The sequence below is a fragment of the Caballeronia sp. NCF2 genome (genome assembly GCF_023631205.1).
In the GTDB taxonomy this organism is placed as follows: Bacteria; Pseudomonadota; Gammaproteobacteria; order Burkholderiales; family Burkholderiaceae; genus Caballeronia; species Caballeronia zhejiangensis.
In genome coordinates, this window is sequence record NZ_JALQDN010000019.1 from 97,628 (window position 1) to 117,693 (window position 20,066).

The following is a 20,066-nucleotide window of genomic DNA, read 5'->3' on the forward strand; positions in this document are numbered from 1 at the left end:
GCGTGTCTCTTGTTTTTTTAGCGTTTAGCGCGCCATCCAGTAGCGCGCGCGGCTTTGCCGGTAGCGCTCGAACGTAATCTGCGAACCGATTTCGATACGCGCCGCGCCGTCTTCGTCGCTGCGCGAAAGCACGATGTCGCGCATCCGGTAGCGCGCGAAAACGGTCGGATGCGGATGATGGAAACGGTTGCGATAGCCTACCTGAAATATCGCGGCCAACGGCCCGACAGAATCGAGGAAAGGCTCGGTGGACGAAGTGCGGCTGCCGTGATGCGGCACGATGAGCACATCGGCGCGCAGGTCTGACGCGTCGCGCGCGATCAGCATGCGTTCGACGTCCGCTTCGATATCGGCGGCGAAGAGCGCCGAGCGTCCCGCCCCGTTCGTCACCTTGAGCACGCACGACTGCCGATTCGGCCTGCCCGAAAGCGGTCCCGGCTCGGGCCACAGCATTCGGAATTCGACGCCGTCCCACGTCCAGCGCTGCCCCGCCGCGCAACGCAGCGTCTGCGCGCCGCGTGCGCGCGCATCGGACCACGACGCGTCCTGCGCGGGCAGCGACGCGAGCAGTTGCCGCACGGCGATCGATTGCAGCACCGCCGGCGCGCCGCCCGCGTGATCCGAATCGGAATGGCTGATGACGAGCGCATCGAGCGCGCGCACGCCCGCAGCCTGCAGATACGGCACCACGATCCGCTCGCCCGCATGCGTCGATTCGGGACCGGGACCGGCGTCGAAGAGCAACGTGTGCCGCGCCGTTTCGACGACGAGCGCCGAGCCCTGGCCGATATCGAGCGCGGTGACGCGAAACGCGCCGACCGGCGCGGGATGCATCGCGGGCGCGAGCAGCGGCAGCCACGTCAGCGGCGCGGCGAAGCGCAACGGCCAGCCGCGCGGCGCGAGCGCCCATGCGACGCCGACGCACGATGCCGCGAGCGCGAACGCATCCGGCCGGGGCAAAAGCCACAGCGACGCGGGCGCGGCATTCGCGAGACGCGCGAGCATGTCGCAGAGCACGGACAACGCGGCATGGGCGACGTGAAGCATCGGCGCATCGAGCGGTGCGGGAAGCATGAGACCGGCGAGCGTCGCGGGCGTCACGAGCGCGCTGATCCACGGAATCGCGAACGCATTCGCGAGCGGACCGAGCAGCGGAATCTGCGAGAACCAGTAGACGGTGAGCGGCGCGAGCGCGATCGTCACCGCGTACTGCACACGCACGCTCGACGCGATATACCGCCGCGCGCGCGCGGCGAACCGCGCGACGATCGCGAGCGGCCTGCGCTTCGCGACATGTTGCGGACGATGACCGACTTCGCTCGGATCGACGCGATCCCATTGATCGACGTCGTCCCGTTCTTCCGTTTGCGCCCGCGACGCGCGACGTCCCGCCGACGCGATCGCATGCAGAATCGCCGCCACCGCGCAGAACGACAGCCAGAATCCCGGCGCTGTCACCGCCCACGGATCCGCGATCAGCACGAACGCGAGCGCCCAAAGCAGCACGAGCGACGACGACGGCCGTCGTCCGAAGAAAAACGCGAGCGCAACGAGCAGCAGCATCCACAGCGTGCGTTGCGCGGGCACGTTGAAACCGGCGAGCGCGGCATAGCACGCAGCGAACACGGTCGCGCCGATGGCCGCCGCTTTCGGCGTGGCCGCGATCAACGGCGCGCTCAGGCCGCGCAAGCGCACGCGCTTCCACACGAATCCGACGATCAACGCCGCCAGCCCCGCGACGAAGCCGATATGCAAGCCCGATATCGCAACGAGATGACTCGTGCCGGTCGCGCGCATGACGGTCCAGTCGGCATCGCTGACGGCGTCCTGCGCGCCCACCGCGAGCGCGACGATGATCCCGCGATGCGGCGCATCGCCGAGCACGGTCTCGATGCGTTCGCGTGCGCGCGCACGCAGCCGGTCGATCGTCAGCCGCGGACCCGACGCATCGGCGTGCAAACGGCGCGGCTCGCGTGCTGCCGATACATAACCCGTCGCGCGAATGCCGCGTTCGAGCAGCGTTGCTTCGGCATCGCGCAGACCGAAGTTGGCGTTGGCATGCGGACGCTTCAAACGCGCCATCAAGCTCCATCGCTCGCCGGCGTGCAGGTTCGGAACATGATCGCCCGACATCCAAAGCAAGCGCACGACGCGCGGAAAGTCATGCAATTTCGCGCCGTTGGCCTCGACTTCGAAGAGAAAGCGCGTACCGTCGGCCCGTCGCTCGGGTATGCCGCGCACGAAACCCGTCAGTTCGATGTCGCGCTGCTCGTAGCGTGCTGGCAATTGTTCGCGCAGCCGCACATCCGCGCGTATCGCCGCATACGCGAAACCCAGCGCGCAAGCAGCCAGCGCGAAGCTCGCGATGCGCGCACGCGGCTCGATCGCGCCCAACGCAATCGCGATGACGAACGCCGTGCAGCACGCGCACCACGCGATGACATCCGGCAAGCGAGCCTGCTGCTGCAACCACCAGACACCCAATGCAAATCCCAGCACAATCGCCCGCACGTCTTCCCTCTTCGTTCCTCGTCACGGCGAACGCATGCAGCCGATGCGTCCATCGAAACGATTATGAAGAGGCGAGCGCGAGCCGTGGGAGCGCAGCGTGAGCGTTAGCCGTTGTGCCTAGGGAAAGCACGTTTTCGTCGATGCCGCGCAGTTGCGCGAGCACTTGCGCGATGCGCGCGACCTGGTCCGGCGTGTTGCGTTGCTTGTAGCGCCAGGACGGCGCGATGTCGGGCGCATCGGTTTCGAGCACGATCGCGTCGAGCGGCAGCTCCGTCGCGAGCCGGCGGATCTGCAGCGCGCGCTCGAACGTGAGATTGCCGCCGAAGCCGAGATGCATGCCTTGCGCGATGAACGCCTCGGCCTGCTGGAAACTGCCGTTGAACGCATGCGCGATGCCGCGATGAATGTCGTGCGCGCGCAAGCCCTTCAGCACCTTGTCCTGCGACTTGCGCACATGACAGATGACCGGCAGATCGAACTCGCGCGCGAGCTTCAGTTGCTCGTTGTAGAAGAACTGCTGGCGGGCGTCGTCGAGCGTCGGCACGAAGTAATCCAGCCCGATTTCGCCGATGCCCACAAAGCGCGGATCGTCCATGCTCGCTTCGATTTCCTCGCGCAGCGCGCGCAGGTCGTCTTCGTGCGCGCCCGGCGTGAAGAGCGGATGAATGCCGAGCGCGTACGCGCCGCCTTCGATGCGATGCGCCAGCGCCCGCACCGTGTCGAAGTTGAAGCGCCCGACGCCCGGAATCACGATGCGCGTCACGAGCGCATCGAGCGCGGCATCGGCGACGGCATCGCGGTCGGCATCGAATTCGTCGGCATCCAGATGACAGTGCGTATCGATCCACATGGCGGCCTCCGCGCGTCGCGAAAGATTCAGACCGGCACGACCGGCTCTTCGTGCAGCACGCCGTCGCGCAGGCGCAGGATGCGGTCGCAGCGCGCGGCGAGATCGGGATCGTGCGTGACGATCACGAAGCTCGTCTCGAGCGTGCGCGACAGCTCCAGCATCAGGTTGAAGACGGTATCGGCGGTGCCGCCGTCGAGATTGCCGGTGGGTTCGTCGGCGAGCACGCATGCGGGATGCGTGACGAGCGCCCGCGCGATCGCCACGCGCTGACGCTCGCCGCCCGACAATTCGCCCGGCCGATGCTTCGCCCGATGCCCGATGCCCACGCGCTCCAGCATGACAAGCGCTTCCTTGCGCGCGTCTTCCTCGGGCATGCGGCGGATGCGCAGCGGCATCGCGACGTTGTCGAGCGCCGTGAATTCCGGCAGCAGATGATGGAACTGATACACGAAACCGAGCGCGCGATTGCGCAGCTCGTTGCGTTCCTTTTCCTTCAGTTCGGTGAACGGCTTGCCGAGCAGCGAGACCTTGCCCGCGCTCGGTTCGTCGAGCCCGCCGAGCACATGCAGCAGCGTGCTTTTACCCGAGCCCGATGCGCCGACGATCGCGAGCTTTTCGCCCTTCATCACGTCGAGTTGCGCGTTGTTGAGCACCTGCACGTTGAAGCCGCCCTGCACGAACGTCTTCGAAATCGCCGATGCCCGCAGCACGATGTTGTTGGCCGGAATCAGATCACTCATAGCGCAGCGCCTCCGCCGGACGAACCTTCGCGCCGCGCCAGCTCGGATAGAGCGTGGCGAGCGACGACAACAAAAATGCGATGACGCCGATCTTGACGACATCGCCCGGCACGAGCTCAGACGGCAGTTCGCTGATGAAATACACCGAAGACGGCAGGAACTGCACGTTGAAAAGATGCTCGATCATCGGCACGAGCCATGGAATGCTCCACGCGATCAGACAGCCGAGCGTCACGCCGAGGGCCGTGCCGATGAAGCCGATCGTCACGCCCTGCACGACGAATATCTTCATGATCGAGCCCGGCTGCGCGCCGAGCGTGCGCAGAATGGCGATATCGGCCTGCTTGTCGGTGACGGTCATCACGAGCGACGACACGAGATTGAACGCCGCTACCGCGATGATCAGCGTGAGGATGATGAACATCATGCGTTTCTCGATCTGCACGGCGGAGAACCACGTCTTGTTCTGCTGCGTCCAGTCGCGAATGTACAGATCGCCCGACAGCGTGCCCGCGAGCTGGCGCGCGACTTCGGGCGCGCGCTGCATGTCCTTCAGGCGCAGGCGCACGCCGGTCGGCGCGGGCAGGCGAAAGAGCGCTTCGGCATCGCGGATTTCGATGAGCGCGAGCGTCGAATCGTATTCGTAGTGCCCCGACTCGAAAACGCCGACGACGGTGAACTGCTTGAGGCGCGGCATCATGCCGGCCGGCGTGATGGTGCCTTCGGGCGCGACGAGCGTGATCTTGTCGCCCCGCGTCACGCCGAGGTTGGCCGCGAGATCCTTGCCGAGCACGATGCCGAACTCGCCCGGCTTCAGGTCCGTGAGCTTGCCCGCGCGCATTTCCTTGCCGATGTCGGACACTTCCGGCTCGAGCGTGGGCTCCACGCCGCGCAGCGCGACGCCGCTCACGGCGCCCTGACGCGTGAGCAGCGCCTGCGCTTCGACATAAGGCGCGGCGCCGATCACTTCCGGATTGCGCTTCGCTTCCTGCGCGGTCAGTTGCCAGTCGGGCATGGAGCCCGTCGGCGAGAAGATTTCGACGTGCGCGAGCACCGACAGCATGCGGTCGCGCACTTCCTTCTGGAAGCCGTTCATGACCGACAGCACGACGATCAGCGCGGCGACGCCGAGCGCGATGCCCGCCATCGAAACGAGCGCGATGAAGGAGATGAAGCCGTTGCCCGTGGTGCGTTTGCTGGCGCGCGTGTAGCGCCAGCCGATCTGCCATTCGTACGGAAGTTTCAAGCGATTCCTTTCTGCTGCTGTTCCAGCGTTGTTGAGTCCGGTGAAGCAAATTTGCGAAAGTTTGCCATATGTCGCGAAAGCCACGCACTGGCAGCCTTCGTCCGCGAGGCGGGAACGGCGCGCCGAGCCTGATCGGAGAAGGCGCTTTGCCCTACAATGCCGAGCATCATGCCCGTTCATCATCTCCATCTCCTGTTGCCGTTCGCCCTGCCTTCGGCCGCGGACGCCGCCACCGCCCTGCACGGACTGGAGAGCGCGGCGCTCGACAAGCTGCTCGCCCGCGCCACGCTCGAAGAACGCGTCATTGGCGAGGATTTTCAGCGCACGCTGCCGCACGAACGCTGGATCGCGCGCCGCTTCGGCGCGGTGACGCCCGCCGATCAGCGCTATGCCGACGACGCCCCGCTCGCGCCCTTCATGCTGCTCGCCGACGGCGGCACGCCCGGCGATGCGCTCTGGGCCTGCATCGAGCCGGTTCATGTCCGTATCGCGCACGATCATCTCGTATTGATCGATCCCGACACGCTCGGCGTGCACACGGAAGAAGCGCGCGCCCTGCTCCAGACCGCGCGGCCGGTGATCGAAGCGCTCGGCGTGACGCTGCAAGCGCCGACGCCATTACGCTGGTACGTGTCGGGTGAAGCGCTGGGCGCGCTCGCGGGCGCATCGCCGTTGCGCGCGACCGGGCGCAACATCGAAATCTGGCTGCCGCACGAGGCCCGCACCGGCGATCGCTCGCGCGCGTGGATGAAGCTGCAGAACGAAGTGCAGATGGCATGGTTCGAACATCCGCTGAATCTGGAACGCGAATCGCGCGGCCTGCCTGCGATCAATTCGATCTGGCTCCACGGGCAAGGCGCGATGCGGCCCGTGCAAAGCCCGTTCGCGCGCGTGATGTCCGATGCGGCCGCGACGCGCGGTCTCGCGCTCGCTTCCGGCGTGAAGCCGTCGATGCCGCCGGAATCGTTTGCATCGCTCTCGAAAGACGACGCGCAGGACGCGACGCTCGTCGAGCTCGATGCGTTCTCCGCGCCGTTCATCGAACAGGATTGGGCGCGCTGGAACGATGCGCTCAAGGCGCTGGAAAACGCGTGGTTCGCGCCCGCGCTGCAGGCGCTTCTCGACGGCTCGCTCGGCCGCCTGAGTCTCACGCTTTGCGGCGATACCGGCTCGGTCACGCTCTCGGTCACGCGCGCCGATCTGCGCAAGTTCTGGCGGCGCCGGCCGATCGCGGCGCTCTTCATCGAATAAGGCACTTTGCAATGACGCGAATCGTTACGCGCGCTTCTTCTCCCGCCGATGCCGAAGCGCTGATGCGCCACGGCCTGCATCCCGTCATCGCGCGTCTTTACGCATCGCGCGGCGTGACTTCTCCCGATGAAGTCGAAACCGAATTCAAGCGCCTGCACGCGCCCGCTGGCCTGAAAGGCTGCGACGCCGCCGCCGTCGTGCTCGCCGATGCGCTCGTCTCGGGACAGCGCATGCTCGTCGTCGCGGACTACGATTGCGACGGCGCGACCGCATGCGCCGTCGCCGTGCGCGGGCTGCGGATGTTCGGCGCGAACATCGACTATCTGGTTCCGAACCGCTTCGAATACGGCTACGGGCTGACGCCGGAAATCGTCGAGCTGGCGTCGCGTTCGAAGAGCGGCCTGCCCGATCTGCTCATCACGGTCGATAACGGCATCGCGAGCGTCGATGGCGTCGCGGCGGCGAACGCGCTCGGCATCGACGTGCTCGTCACCGATCATCACCTGCCCGGCGACGAGCTGCCCGCCGCGCGCGCGATCGTCAATCCGAATCAGCCGGGCTGCGCGTTTCCGAGCAAGTGCATCGCGGGCGTCGGCGTCATGTTCTACGTGCTGCTCGCGTTGCGCGCGGAGTTGCGGCGGCGCGGCGCTTATGCCGATGGCACACCCGAGCCGCGTCTCGATGGCCTGCTCGATCTCGTCGCGCTCGGTACCGTCGCCGATGTCGTGAAGCTCGACTGCAACAACCGCATTCTCGTCGCGCAAGGCCTGAAGCGGATTCGCTCGGGCCGCATGCAGCCGGGCATCGCCGCGCTCTTTCGCGCCGCCGGCCGCGATGCGCGCGCGGCGTCGGGTTTCGATCTCGGCTTTGCACTCGGGCCGCGCCTCAACGCGGCGGGACGGCTGTCGGACATGTCGCTCGGCATCGAATGCCTGACGACCGACGATGTCGGCCGCGCCTGGGAGCTCGCGCAGCAACTCGATTCGATGAACCGCGAGCGTCGCGAAATCGAAGCCGGCATGCAGCAGCAGGCGCTCGCCGAATTGCAGACGATCGATCCGGGCGAGCGCGCCACGCTCACGCTCTACGACGCGAGCTGGCATCAGGGCGTGATCGGCATTGTCGCGGGGCGGCTGAAGGAGCGGTTTCATCGGCCATCGTTCACGTTCGCGCACGCCGACGACAGCGGCACGCTCAGCAAGGGCTCCGGCCGCTCCATTCCGGGCTTTCATCTGCGCGACGCCGTCGATCTGATCGCCAAACGCGAGCCCGGCCTCATCCACAAGTTCGGCGGACACGCAATGGCCGCGGGCCTGACGCTTTCCACCGCCGACATCCCGCGCTTCACCGCCGCGTTCGAAGCGATCGGGCGCGAATGGCTGACGGCCGAAGCGCTGTCGCGCACCGTCGAAACCGATGGCGAACTCGAAGACGCGTACTTCACGCCGCAATTCGTCGAAATGCTCGACGCCGCCGTCTGGGGACAGGGCTTTCCCGCGCCGACCTTCTCCGGCGAGTTCGAAGTCGCGTCGCAGGCGCTCGTGAAGGACAAGCATCTGAAGCTGTCACTGTTGCGCGGGCGGCAGCGTTTCAACGCGATCTGGTTCAACCACGTCGATCCGCTGCCGCCGCGCGCGACCGTCGCGTACCGGCTCGTCAGCGATTCGTGGAATGGCGTCGCGCGGGTGCAGCTGATCGTGGAGCACGCGGGCTGAGCGGCCCGCCGCGCACCCCGAAGGCCGGGGAAACCCTGTCGATCGGCTATAATTTCATCTTTTTACGAAGCCGAAGATCGACAATGGAAGCGGAACGTCTCAACGCGATCGAAAGCCTTCTGGCCGACCTGCGCCGCCGCGCGGGCGAGCTACGGGGGTATCTTTGACTACGACGCCAAGTCCGCGCGTCTAGCCGAAGTCAATAAGGAACTCGAAGACCCGAACGTCTGGAACGACTCGAAGAACGCCCAGGCGCTCGGTCGCGAAAAGAAGCTGCTCGACGGCGTGGTCTCCGCACTCACCGCCCTCGACAACGACCTGCGCGACGCGGACGAACTGTTCGGCATGGCGCGCGAGGAAAACGACGAGGACACGCTCGTCGCATCCGAATCCGATGCGGATGCGCTGCGCCTGCGCGTCGAAGACATGGAATTCCGCCGGATGTTCTCGAACCCGGCCGACCCGAACAACTGCTTCATCGACATCCAGGCGGGCGCGGGCGGCACCGAAGCGTGCGACTGGGCGTCCATGCTGCTGCGCCAGTACCTGCGCTACTGCGAACGCAAGGGCTTCAAGACCGAAGTGCTCGAAGAGTCCGAAGGCGACGTCGCGGGCATCAAGAGCGCGACGATCAAGGTCGAGGGCGAATACGCATACGGCTATCTGCGCACCGAAACCGGCATTCACCGCCTCGTGCGCAAGTCGCCGTTCGACTCGTCGGGTGGGCGTCACACGTCGTTTTCGTCGGTGTTCGTGTATCCGGAAATCGACGATTCGATCGAGATCGAGATCAATCCCGCCGATATCCGCACGGACACGTATCGCGCATCCGGCGCGGGCGGCCAGCACATCAACAAGACCGACTCCGCCGTGCGACTCACGCACGCGCCGACGGGCATCGTCGTGCAGTGCCAGAACGACCGTTCGCAGCACCGCAATCGCGCGGAAGCCATGCAAATGCTCAAGGCGCGTCTCTACGAATTCGAGATGCGCAAGCGTCAGGCCGAGCAAGACAAGCTCGAATCGAGCAAGACCGACGTGGGCTGGGGCCATCAGATCCGCTCCTACGTGCTCGACCAGAGCCGCGTGAAGGACTTGCGCACCAACGTGGAAATGAGCAACACGCGCGCCGTGCTCGACGGCGACCTCGACGACTTCATCAGCGCGAGTCTGAAACAGGGCGTTTAATTCGCCGACGCGGGTATCGACTTCGATATCCGCGTTTTCAATTCAGCCCGCCTCGCATCAAAAAGCCACAATCATCATGACCGAACCGATTCAACCGGGCGCCGCTCCCGAACTGGAAGAGAACCAGATCATCGCCGAGCGACGCGACAAGCTGCGCGCGTTGCGCGAGCAAGGCATCGCCTATCCGAACGACTTCCGCCCGACGCATCAGGCCGCCGCGCTGCAGAGCGACTACGCCGAAACGGATAAAGACGCGCTCGAAGCGAATCCCCTGCCCGTCGCGATCGCCGGCCGGATGATGTTGAAGCGCGTGATGGGCAAGGCGAGCTTCGCGACGGTTCAGGATGGCAGCGGCCAGATCCAGTTCTTCGTGACGCCCGCGGACGTCGGCGCCGAAACCTACGACGCATTCAAGAAGTGGGATCTGGGCGATATCGTCGCCGCCAAGGGCGTGCTGTTCCGCACGAACAAGGGCGAGCTGTCGGTGCGCTGCACGGAGTTGCGTCTGCTCTCGAAGGCGCTGCGTCCGCTGCCGGACAAGTTCCACGGCCTCGCCGATCAGGAAACGCGCTATCGCCAGCGCTATGTCGATCTGATCGTCACGCCGGAATCGCGCAAGACCTTCATGGCGCGCACGAAAGCCGTCACGTCGATCCGCAATTTCATGGCGCAGGCGAGCTTCATGGAAGTCGAAACGCCGATGCTCCACCCCATTCCCGGCGGCGCGGCGGCCAAGCCGTTCACCACGCATCACAACGCGCTCGACATGCAAATGTTCCTGCGCATCGCGCCCGAGCTGTATCTGAAGCGGCTGATCGTCGGCGGTTTCGAGCGCGTGTTCGAGATCAACCGTAACTTCCGGAACGAAGGCGTGTCGCCGCGTCACAATCCGGAGTTCACGATGATGGAGTTCTACGCCGCGTACACCGATTACCGCTGGCTGATGGACTTCACCGAGCAACTGATCCGCCAGGCCGCGATCGATGCGCTCGGCACCGCCACCATCACGTATCAGGGGCGCGAGCTTGATTTGAGCAAGCCGTTCCATCGTCTGACGATCAATCAGGCGATTCAGAAGTACGCGCCGCAATACACCGACGCGCAGTTGTCCGATGCCGCGTTCCTGCGCACGGAACTGAAGAAGTTCGGTGTGGATACGACGCAGCCCGCGTTCCTCAACGCCGGTCTCGGTTCGCTGCAGCTCGCGCTGTTCGAAGAGACGGCGGAATCGCAATTGTGGGAGCCGACGTACATTGTCGATTATCCGATCGAAGTGTCCCCGCTCGCGCGTGCGTCGGATTCGGTGCCGGGCATCACCGAGCGTTTCGAGCTCTTTATCACGGGCCGCGAAATCGCCAACGGCTTCTCGGAGCTGAACGATCCGGAAGATCAGGCCGCGCGCTTCCAGAAGCAGGTCGACCAGAAGGACGCCGGCGACGAAGAAGCGATGTACTTCGACGCCGATTACATCCGCGCGCTCGAATACGGCATGCCGCCGACGGGCGGTTGCGGCATCGGCATCGACCGTCTGGTGATGCTGCTGACCGACAGCCCGAGTATTCGCGACGTGATTCTGTTCCCGCATCTGCGTCGCGAGGACTGAGCTTTCGCCTCGGTTTTCAGCGAAAAAAGCGCGCCTTTCGAGGCGCGTTTTTTTTCGATGGAACGATCGTTGTTGTAACCGCTGGTAAAAATTTCAAGCCGTATTCGGCCCGGAAGGGCGCACAGCCGCGAGCCATCGCGATTGGCATTGCTCCTGCTTTCATCGAAAGAGACAATCTCCGGGAATTTGTTACACGCCGAAAAAGCGGAAAGTCGGCGCTTCCCCGAGAATGGGCGTGATTGCCGACATCGGTAGCGGCAGTTCGCCTCGAAACGGAGGTTCGATAATGGATAACGGAACCAGCAAACTCGGCACGTCACCCTCTTCCGGCAGCGCTCAGCCGCCGCAGCGGCGTCTGCATCCGCTCATCGCCACGGCGGCGGGCGCGGTCATCGTCGCGAGCCTCGTGGCTACCGCCGCGATGACGGGACTGTTCCCGAGAGCATCGAGCAATTCCTCGCAGAACCCGCAGACACAGACGGCGGCGGTCGCGCAGCAGCCAGTAGTCGATTCCGCCGCGCCGAGCCCGGCGCAGCAGCAAGCCGCCGCTCAACAGCAGGCGGCGCAGCAACAAGCCGCCCAGCAACAGCAAGCGGCACAGCAGCAGGCGCAACCGGCCCCGGCGCAGCCACGACCCGCGCAGCCATCGTATGCGCAGCAACCGCCGCAGCATCCGGCGTATTGCTCGACGTGCGGCACCGTCGAGTCGATTTCAGCCGTCAAGCATGAAGGCCACGGCACCGGCATCGGCGCGGTCGGCGGCGCGGTGGCGGGCGGCGTCGTTGGCAATCAGTTCGGCCGTGGCGGCGGGCGCACGGCGATGACGCTGCTCGGCGCGCTCGGCGGCGGTCTGGCCGGCAATTCGGTCGAAAAGCATATCCGCAGCGAAACCGATTACTCGGTGCACGTGCGGATGGAAAACGGCAAGACTCGGACCTTCACGTACAAGAATCCGCCGCCGTTCCAGCAAGGCGAGCGCGTGCATATCCAGAACGGCACGCTGGTCGCGGGTTGATCGGCGCGCAAGAAGCAAAAAGGCGGCGAACCTCATCGGTTGCCGCCTTTTTTGTTTGAAAGCGTCGAGGCCTAGTGTTCCCGCTGCGAACTGCGCGCGGGATTCGGCCGTCCGCGGATCGCGAGATAGCCCCACCAGATATAGCCCGAGAAGCCGTACAGCACGAACAGGCAGAACAGCATGACCGGCGGATCCGACGACACCAGCACGAACGCCACCACGATCAGCAACACGCCCGCGAACGGCACGCGATAGCGCACGTCGAGCGCCTTGCCGCTGTAGAACGGCGCGTTCGATACCATCGTCACGCCGGCGTAGATGGTCAGCGCAAACGCGACCCACGGCAGCCACACGAGCTTGAGCGGCACGCGATTGTCGGTCGCGAGCCAGACGAAACCGGCGATCAGCGCAGCCGCGGCCGGTGACGGCAAGCCCTGGAAGTACCGCTTGTCGACGACGCCGACGTTTGTATTGAAGCGCGCGAGCCGCAGCGCCGCGCCCGAGCAGTAGACGAACGCGGCGAGCCAGCCCCAGCGCCCGAGATCCTTCAACACCCATTCGTACATGACGAGCGCCGGCGCGACGCCGAACGACACCATGTCCGAAAGGCTGTCGAACTGCTCGCCGAACGCGCTCTGCGTGTGCGTCATGCGCGCGACGCGTCCGTCCATGCCATCGAGCACCATCGCGACGAAAATGGCGATGGCCGCGATCTCGAAACGCACGTTCATCGCCTGAACGACGGCGAAGAAGCCGCAAAAAAGCGCGGCCGTGGTGAACGCGTTGGGCAGCAGGTAAATGCCGCGTTTTCTGAGGAACTGCTGCCGCTTCGCGCGCCGCGTCTCCACGGCGCCGACGTCCTGCGCGGCCTTGTTGCGGCGGAACGCGCGCGGAGGCGTCGCGTTCGCGCGATTACGGCGCGGTTTGAATGCCGCCATCGAATCCTCCGCGTTATTCCGCGAATTCGGCGAGGATCGTCGACGAAGCCGAAACCTTCTCGCCGATCGACACGCGCGGCCGGCTGCCAACCGGCAGATACACGTCGACACGCGAGCCGAAGCGAATGAAGCCGTAGCGCTGGCCGCGCGTGAGCGGCTCGCCCACATGCACGTAGCAGAGAATGCGTCGCGCGATGAGGCCCGCGATCTGCACCGACGTCACGGTATGCCCGCCCGCCGTCTGCAGCACGACCGCGTTGCGCTCGTTCTCGGTCGACGCTTTATCGACGGCCGCGTTCAAATACGCGCCCGGAAAGTACTGCACCTTCGTGATGGCGCCGTCCACCGGCGAGCGCTGCGAGTGTACGTTGAACACGTTCATGAACACGCTGATCTTGAGCGCTTCGCGGCCCACGTACGGATCGTGCGCGGTTTCGACCGCGACGATGCGGCCATCCGCCGGACACAGCACCGCGTTGGGCTGGGTCGGAATCGGGCGGGCCGGATCGCGGAAGAACTGGACGACGAAAATCACGATCAGCCAGAAGATCCAGGCGAAGCCAAAGCCGCCGATCGCCTGAACGAGGATGGCGACGACAGCCGCGATGGCGATGAACGGCCAGCCTTCGCGGGCAATGATCGGATGAGGATAGTTCATGAACGAGTTCTGTGTTTTATAAAAACCGTAGGATAGCAAAAGCCGCCCGGCGCACAGGGCATCCGGGCGGCTTTCGATGCAGCAAAAAGCGTGACTAGCGAAAGATTTAGTTCTTCGACTGGTCGACGAGCTTGTTCTTCGCGATCCACGGCATCATCGCGCGCAGCTTCTCGCCGACTTGCTCGATCTGATGCTCCGAAGTCAGACGGCGGCGCGATTGCAGCGTCGGCGCACCGGCGCGGTTCTCGATGATGAAGCTCTTCGCGTATTCGCCCGTCTGGATGTCCTTCAGCACGGCCTTCATCGCCTTCTTCGTCTCTTCCGTGACGATGCGCGGACCCGTCACGTATTCGCCATATTCGGCGTTGTTCGAGATCGAGTAGTTCATGTTGGCGATGCCGCCTTCGTAGATCAGGTCGACGATCAGTTTCAGTTCGTGCAGGCACTCGAAGTACGCCATTTCCGGCGCGTAGCCGGCTTCCACCAGCGTTTCGAAGCCGGCCTTGATCAGGTCGACGGTACCGCCGCACAGCACGGCCTGCTCGCCGAACAGGTCGGTTTCGGTTTCTTCACGGAAGTTCGTTTCGATGATGCCCGCGCGGCCGCCGCCGTTCGCCACCGCATACGACAGCGCCACGTCGCGCGCGGAGCCGGACTTGTCCTGCGCCACGGCGACCAGGTGCGGCACGCCGCCGCCTTGCGTGTACGTGTTGCGCACGGTGTGGCCCGGCGCCTTCGGCGCGATCATGATGACGTCCAGATCGGCGCGCGGGATCACCTGACCGTAGTGCACGTTGAAGCCGTGCGCAAACGCGAGCGCCGCGCCCTGCTTGGCGTTGTCATGCACTTCGTTCTTGTAGACTTCAGCGATCTGCTCGTCCGGCAGCAGCATCATGACCACGTCCGCGCCCTTCACGGCTTCGGCCACTTCCTTCACCTTGAGGCCCGCGTTCTCGGCCTTGCTCCACGATGCGCCGCCCTTACGCAGGCCGACCGTCACGTTCACGCCGCTTTCCTTCAGGTTGAGCGCGTGTGCATGGCCTTGCGAGCCATAACCGATGATGGTGACTTGCTTGCCCTTGATGAGGGAGAGGTCGGCGTCCTTGTCGTAGAAAACTTTCATGGTGGTTCCTTGATCGTGCGTTGAATTTGGTTGCGCTACTTTGCTTCGTTTTGACTGGAAAGGCGTCAGACCTTGAGAATCCGCTCGCCCCGGCCGATGCCTGAGCTGCCCGTGCGAACCGTTTCGAGGATCGCCGTGGCGTCGAGCGCCTGGATGAACGCGTCGAGCTTGTCGGACGCGCCCGTCAGTTCCATCGTGTAGGTCTTCTCGGTCACGTCGATGATGCGGCCGCGGAAGATATCCGCCATGCGCTTCATTTCTTCGCGTTCCTTGCCGACCGCCCTTACCTTGATGAGCATCAGCTCGCGCTCGATGTGGGCGCCCTCTGTCAGGTCGACCACTTTCACCACCTCGATCAGGCGGTTCAGGTGCTTCGTGATCTGTTCGATCACGTCGTCCGAGCCAATGGAGACGATGGTCAGCCGCGACAGCGAACTGTCTTCGGTCGGCGCCACCGTCAGCGTTTCGATGTTATAGCCGCGTGCCGAAAAGAGCCCGACGACGCGCGATAACGCGCCCGGTTCGTTCTCCAGCAAAACGGAGATGATGTGTTTCATTGTCTTTTCCCGAATGTGTCCAGAAGAGGCGTTCGTCCGAAAAACCCGCGCGCGTCACATGTCCTTTGTGAAGACAGGCGCGCGCGGGCCTCGCGAGTCGAAGCCGCGTTATAGATCCTCAGACCCGAGCAGCATTTCCGTGATGCCTTTGCCTGCCTGCACCATCGGGAATACGTTTTCGGTGGGATCGGTCTGGAAGTCGAGAAATACGGTGCGATCCTTCAGGCGCAGCGCTTCCTTCAGCGCCGGCTCGACGTCCGCGGTCTTTTCGACGCGAATGCCGACGTGACCGTACGCCTCAGCGAGCTTCACGAAGTCGGGCAGCGCGTCCATGTACGAACTGGAATAGCGCTTCTTGTATTCGATCTGCTGCCACTGGCGCACCATGCCGAGATAGCGGTTGTTCAGCGAGATGATCTTGACGGGCGTGTTGTACTGCTTGCACGTCGAGAGCTCCTGAATGCACATCTGGATCGAGCCTTCGCCCGTGATGCAGACCACTTCGTCGTCCGGATAGGCCATCTTCACGCCCATCGCCGCCGGCAGGCCGAAGCCCATCGTGCCGAGACCGCCCGAGTTGATCCAGCGGCGCGGCTTGTTGAACGGATAGAACTGCGCCGCCCACATCTGATGCTGGCCGACATCGGAACACACGAACGCGTTGCCGTCGGTCAGTTCCCAGAGCTTTTCGACGACGTACTGCGGCTTGATGATCTCGCTCTTGCGGTCGTAGGACAGGCAATCCTTCGAGCGCCAGCCTTCGATCTCGTCCCACCACTTCGCGAGCGCCTGCGTGTCCGGGCCGTGCTCGGCGTGCTGAAGCTGCTCGATGAGCTCCTTGAGCACTTCCTTCACGTCGCCGACGATGGGGATATCCACCTTCACGCGCTTGGAAATGGACGACGGGTCGACGTCGATATGGATGATCTTGCGCGGCGACGACGCGAAGTGCTTCGGATCGCCGATCACGCGGTCGTCGAAGCGCGCGCCGATGGCGATCAGCACGTCGCAGTTCTGCATCGCCATGTTGGCTTCGTACGTGCCGTGCATGCCGAGCATGCCGAGGAACTTCTTGTCCGATGCGCGATAGCCGCCGAGGCCCATCAGCGTGTTGGTGACGGGATAGCCGAGCAGATCGGCGAACTGGTTCAGCTCGCGCGATGCATCGGCGAGGATGATGCCGCCGCCGGTATAGATGTACGGGCGCTTCGCCGACAGCAGAAGCTGCACCGCCTTGCGGATCTGGCCCGAATGGCCCTTCGTGACCGGATTGTACGAACGCAGCGACACGCTCTTGACCGGCTCGTACTTGCACGGCGCCTTCGACACGTCCTTCGGAATGTCGATCAGCACCGGGCCGGGACGGCCGGTACGCGCGATGTAGAACGCTTTCTTGACGGTCTCGGCCAAGTCGCGCACGTCCTTCACGAGGAAGTTGTGCTTCACGCATGGACGCGTGATGCCGACGGTGTCGCACTCCTGGAATGCGTCGAGACCGATGGCCGCGGTCGGAACCTGCCCGCTGATGACGACGAGCGGAATCGAATCCATGTAGGCCGTGGCGATGCCGGTGACGGCATTGGTGACGCCCGGGCCCGAGGTCACGAGACACACGCCGACGTTGCCGGTCGAGCGCGAATACGCGTCGGCGGCGTGCACGGCGGCCTGCTCGTGGCGCACGAGAATGTGCTGAATCTGGTCTTGCTTGTACAGCTCGTCGTAGATGTAGAGTACCGAGCCGCCGGGATAGCCCCAAATGAACTCGACGTTCTCATCGGCCAATGCGCGCATGAGCACGGTGGCGCCGATGGAGTCAGCTTCGTGAGGAGGAGTCGTATCCGACGTGGAGAATTCCGCGCTGGGCATGTTCATTCATCACCTTTCGAATTTTCGGCAAAAAATTGATCGGGTGCTCTCTGCCGGGCTTGTGGCTCGGGTTCAAGCGGCGCGTCTAGGTTTGACTGGCGTGCTTCTTGGGCTCGCCTCAAAGCAGACATTTCACTGATGATGCGAGTCAGAAAATGTAACAGCGGCGCGCGCGGGCGGTCAAGCAAAAAGTTACCGAACGCGGCATGCGCGCTGATTTTGCGCCGTTGCGGCGCGAAAGTTCCTTTACGGGGAGAGGCTGTCCGGGGCGCATTCGACCGGTCGAGTGCAGGCGGCAAATGGCAACAAAAGCTCTCATCCGCTCCGGATGCGGCGAAACTTTGCTAGGATTCGCAGGTTTTCCTAGAACTCCACGATCCTCATCGACGCAACTTCGGACGCAGCTTCGTTGCGCCGGGTCCCCAACGGATGGCATCAGACAAGGAACTCGCCGACTTCCTGGCGGGCGTCGAAAGACGCGCGTTCAAGCAAACCGTGTACACCGTTCGCGACGACGACGCGGCGCTCGACATCGTGCAGGACGCGATGATCAAGCTGGCGGAAAAATACGGCGACCGGCCTGCATCCGAGCTTCCCCTTTTATTCCAGCGTATCCTTCAGAACGCGACGCATGATTATTTCCGTCGCCAGAAGGTGCGCAACACCTGGGTCAGCCTGTTTTCGTCCTTCGGCAACGCGGACGACGACGAATTCGACCCGCTCGAAACCCTCGAATCCGAGGACGGCGCGGCCAGCAGCGAGAGCAGCGAAAACCGTCTGGAGCGCGAGCAGGTATTGAATCTGATCGACGCCGAAATCCAGAAACTGCCCGCGCGTCAACGAGAAGCTTTTCTCATGCGTTACTGGGAGGATATGGATGTCGCCGAGACGGCCGCCGCGATGGGATGCTCCGAGGGTAGCGTGAAGACGCACTGTTCACGCGCTACGCATGCACTCGCGCAAGCCCTGAAAGCCAAAGGGATCACGCTATGAGTTCCACTCTTGAAACGAAGGAAAACGAGTTCGCGCTGAAAGTCGTGCGCGCACTGGATGAAAGCACGTTGAACATTCCGGCTGCCGCCGTCGACCGGCTGCGCGATGCGCGCCGCGCCGCGATCGCGCGCAAGAAGCCGGAGAAGGTGGCCGTCGCGATGACCGCGCCCGCCTTCGCTCCGGCGTTCGCCGGAGGCACGCTCGACGCGGGCGGCGCCGATAACGGCCGCGGCGCAAAAGGGCTGCTCGCGCGGCTCGGCGGCCTCGGACTCGCGTGGCCGCTCGCGGCGCTCGTCATCGGGATTGCGGGCATCGCGTATTGGGAAGATCAGCAGCGCAAGGCGGAACTGGCCGACATCGACGCGGCCATGATGAGCGACAGCCTGCCCATCGACGCCTATCTGGATCACGGTTTCAACGCGTATCTGACGCGCAATCATTAAGCACTGAAAACAGCGGGGGAATTTCCGGGTGAGTTACAAGCGCGGTCTCGCGATTGTCTTTAGTTGCGCGATTGCGGGTCTGGTTGCGTTCGCCGCGACTTATCCGCGCTTTTATTCCACCGCCGCAGCGCCGTCGTCCGCCGCCGCGCCGAGCGGCAGTTCCGGCACGCCCGCCGATTCGAACGCATCGCCGCTCGCGGCGCTGTCGTCCGACAGCCCGATCTCCTGGAGTCATCTCACCGAAGCGCAGCACGTTGCGCTCGCGCCCTTCGCCACGCAGTGGGACTCGTTCTCCGACGAGCGCAAGAAAAAGTGGCTCAGGATCGCGTCGCGGTTCCATCGGATGTCGCCCGACGCGCAGAAGCATCTGCATCAGCGCATGGAAGAATGGGTGCGGCTCACGCCCGACCAGCGCAAGGTCGCGCGCGAGAACTATCAGGTTTCGAAGTCGGTGCCGCTCGAAAAGCGCGAGAAGGCGTGGGACGCGTATCAGAAGCTCTCCGAAGAACAGAAGAAAAAGCTGGCCGCGAGCGAGCACACGCGCCGTCCGACAATCGTTTCCGCGCCGCCCACCGGCAAGACGGAAGTGAAGGACATCAACCGGCTCGTCGCGGCGCGCGAGCAGGGACACGTCGGCGGCCACGCGGACGGCAGTTCGGCGGCGGCGGCCGCGCCGGCAGTGCCCGTTTCCGGCGCGCCGGCGCAACCCGCCATTCCGAACGCGGCGAGCATCGTGCCGGCCACGCCGATTCCGGTATCGCCGCAGCAGGCGCCTTCGATGTACAACGGCTCGTGAGCGCGCAGCCGGCAGTGGCCACCGTCGATCCGATGCGCGCGCCCACACTGCGCCGCCGGCTCGCGACGATGCTCTACGAAGGCGTCATTCTCTTCGGCGTCGTGTTCCTCGCCGGTTATCTCTTCAGCACGCTCACGCAGCAACGCAACGGCCTCACGCATCACAACTGGCTGATGTCGTGGATCGGCATCGTCCTCGCGGCTTACTTCGTGTATTTCTGGACGCACGGCGGCCAGACCCTGCCGATGAAAACCTGGCGCCTCAAACTCGTCGATGCGCGCGGGCAACCCGTCAAACCCGCCCGCGCGCTCGCGCGCTACGCGCTCGCGTGGCTGTGGTTCCTGCCGCCGCTCGCGCTGCACCCGCTCTTCTCGCTCGCCGTGCCGCAGACGCTCGCCGTCTTCGCCGCGTGGGTCGCGCTGTGGGCCGCCGCCGTGTGGCTCGATCCGGCGCGTCAATTTCTCCATGACCGCCTCGCCGGCACGCGCATCGTTCCCGCGCAATCCGTTGTCAAGTAATAAGAACTTCTCGTGACTGTCACGGCTCGGTCACGGCCGGAAGGCGTAATGCGCA

Annotated in this window: 18 protein-coding genes; 9 read left to right on the forward strand and 9 right to left on the reverse strand. The window is 64.4% G+C overall.

All coding sequences use genetic code 11. The features are described 5' to 3' along the window. Positions 1 to 24: 24 nt before the first annotated feature. The 4 genes from NCS02_RS09355 to NCS02_RS09370 all read right to left on the reverse strand — a co-directional run bounded on the left by NCS02_RS09355 (position 25) and on the right by NCS02_RS09370 (position 5,347). On the reverse strand, positions 25 to 2,511 hold the full coding sequence (locus tag NCS02_RS09355; RefSeq protein WP_250523004.1) for a DNA internalization-related competence protein ComEC/Rec2: 2,487 nt from the start codon (positions 2,509 to 2,511) through the stop codon (positions 25 to 27). Positions 2,512 to 2,572: 61 nt separating this feature from the next. Next, positions 2,573 to 3,361 carry a TatD family hydrolase gene (locus NCS02_RS09360; RefSeq protein WP_008341885.1) on the reverse strand — a complete coding sequence of 263 codons (789 nt, stop codon included), beginning with the start codon at positions 3,359 to 3,361 and terminating at the stop codon, positions 2,573 to 2,575. Positions 3,362 to 3,387: 26 nt separating this feature from the next. Continuing rightward, entirely contained in the window at positions 3,388 to 4,101 is a 714-nt protein-coding gene (gene lolD / locus NCS02_RS09365) for a lipoprotein-releasing ABC transporter ATP-binding protein LolD (protein ID WP_008341887.1), read from the reverse strand. Next, entirely contained in the window at positions 4,094 to 5,347 is a 1,254-nt protein-coding gene (locus tag NCS02_RS09370; RefSeq protein ID WP_033535777.1) for a lipoprotein-releasing ABC transporter permease subunit, read from the reverse strand. The genes lolD and NCS02_RS09370 overlap by 8 nt, the downstream gene beginning before the upstream one ends. A 156-nt stretch (positions 5,348 to 5,503) precedes the next feature. Here NCS02_RS09370 and NCS02_RS09375 point away from each other — a divergent pair, with 156 nt between their 5' ends. From NCS02_RS09375 to NCS02_RS09395, 5 genes are all read left to right on the forward strand, one after another. Further along, positions 5,504 to 6,598 carry a regulator gene (locus tag NCS02_RS09375; protein ID WP_250496882.1) on the forward strand — a complete coding sequence of 365 codons (1,095 nt, stop codon included), beginning with the start codon at positions 5,504 to 5,506 and terminating at the stop codon, positions 6,596 to 6,598. Positions 6,599 to 6,609: 11 nt separating this feature from the next. Beyond that, positions 6,610 to 8,313, forward strand: coding sequence for a single-stranded-DNA-specific exonuclease RecJ (recJ, locus tag NCS02_RS09380; RefSeq protein WP_008341891.1), 1,704 nt, complete (start codon positions 6,610 to 6,612; stop codon positions 8,311 to 8,313). Positions 8,314 to 8,396: 83 nt separating this feature from the next. After that, positions 8,397 to 9,501, forward strand: a protein-coding gene (gene prfB / locus NCS02_RS09385; protein WP_144403574.1) for a peptide chain release factor 2 whose coding sequence is annotated in 2 segments (ribosomal slippage) — positions 8,397 to 8,477 and positions 8,479 to 9,501 — 1,104 coding nt in all. Because the reading frame shifts where the segments join, the coding sequence is not laid out codon by codon here. 76 nt (positions 9,502 to 9,577) lie between these two features. Beyond that, on the forward strand, positions 9,578 to 11,104 hold the full coding sequence (gene lysS / locus NCS02_RS09390; protein WP_008341896.1) for a lysine--tRNA ligase: 1,527 nt from the start codon (positions 9,578 to 9,580) through the stop codon (positions 11,102 to 11,104). Positions 11,105 to 11,390: 286 nt separating this feature from the next. Next, positions 11,391 to 12,119 carry a glycine zipper 2TM domain-containing protein gene (locus tag NCS02_RS09395; protein WP_250434909.1) on the forward strand — a complete coding sequence of 243 codons (729 nt, stop codon included), beginning with the start codon at positions 11,391 to 11,393 and terminating at the stop codon, positions 12,117 to 12,119. 71 nt (positions 12,120 to 12,190) lie between these two features. On the opposite strand, the gene pssA is transcribed toward NCS02_RS09395, so the two are convergent. The 5 genes from pssA to NCS02_RS09420 all read right to left on the reverse strand — a co-directional run bounded on the left by pssA (position 12,191) and on the right by NCS02_RS09420 (position 17,267). Next, positions 12,191 to 13,057, reverse strand: coding sequence for a CDP-diacylglycerol--serine O-phosphatidyltransferase (pssA, locus tag NCS02_RS09400; RefSeq protein WP_008341899.1), 867 nt, complete (start codon positions 13,055 to 13,057; stop codon positions 12,191 to 12,193). Positions 13,058 to 13,070: 13 nt separating this feature from the next. Continuing rightward, positions 13,071 to 13,715 carry a phosphatidylserine decarboxylase gene (locus NCS02_RS09405; RefSeq protein ID WP_034473054.1) on the reverse strand — a complete coding sequence of 215 codons (645 nt, stop codon included), beginning with the start codon at positions 13,713 to 13,715 and terminating at the stop codon, positions 13,071 to 13,073. Between the two features lie 106 nt (positions 13,716 to 13,821). Beyond that, positions 13,822 to 14,838, reverse strand: coding sequence for a ketol-acid reductoisomerase (gene ilvC, locus NCS02_RS09410; RefSeq protein ID WP_008341903.1), 1,017 nt, complete (start codon positions 14,836 to 14,838; stop codon positions 13,822 to 13,824). A 65-nt stretch (positions 14,839 to 14,903) separates the two neighbouring features. Further along, positions 14,904 to 15,395, reverse strand: a complete 492-nt coding sequence (gene ilvN, locus NCS02_RS09415) for an acetolactate synthase small subunit (protein WP_008341906.1) — start codon at positions 15,393 to 15,395, stop codon at positions 14,904 to 14,906. Between the two features lie 108 nt (positions 15,396 to 15,503). Further along, the gene (locus tag NCS02_RS09420; protein WP_008341907.1) at positions 15,504 to 17,267 is read right to left on the reverse strand and encodes an acetolactate synthase 3 catalytic subunit; all 1,764 of its coding nucleotides are present in this window, start codon (positions 17,265 to 17,267) and stop codon (positions 15,504 to 15,506) included. Between the two features lie 423 nt (positions 17,268 to 17,690). Here NCS02_RS09420 and NCS02_RS09425 point away from each other — a divergent pair, with 423 nt between their 5' ends. Genes NCS02_RS09425 through NCS02_RS09440 form a run of 4 tightly spaced genes read left to right on the forward strand, consistent with a single transcriptional unit; the run spans position 17,691 to position 20,011 of the window. Next, complete coding sequence (locus NCS02_RS09425) at positions 17,691 to 18,254, forward strand: RNA polymerase sigma factor (protein WP_244807436.1); 564 nt, start codon at positions 17,691 to 17,693, stop codon at positions 18,252 to 18,254. After that, complete coding sequence (locus tag NCS02_RS09430; RefSeq protein WP_034473052.1) at positions 18,251 to 18,697, forward strand: DUF3619 family protein; 447 nt, start codon at positions 18,251 to 18,253, stop codon at positions 18,695 to 18,697. Before NCS02_RS09425 ends, NCS02_RS09430 begins: the two co-directional genes overlap by 4 nt. Positions 18,698 to 18,725: 28 nt before the next feature. Continuing rightward, complete coding sequence (locus tag NCS02_RS09435) at positions 18,726 to 19,493, forward strand: DUF3106 domain-containing protein (protein ID WP_250439961.1); 768 nt, start codon at positions 18,726 to 18,728, stop codon at positions 19,491 to 19,493. Continuing rightward, positions 19,490 to 20,011 (forward strand): RDD family protein, encoded by a 522-nt coding sequence (locus NCS02_RS09440; protein WP_008341911.1) that lies wholly within the window; start codon positions 19,490 to 19,492, stop codon positions 20,009 to 20,011. Before NCS02_RS09435 ends, NCS02_RS09440 begins: the two co-directional genes overlap by 4 nt. Positions 20,012 to 20,066: the final 55 nt, after the last annotated feature.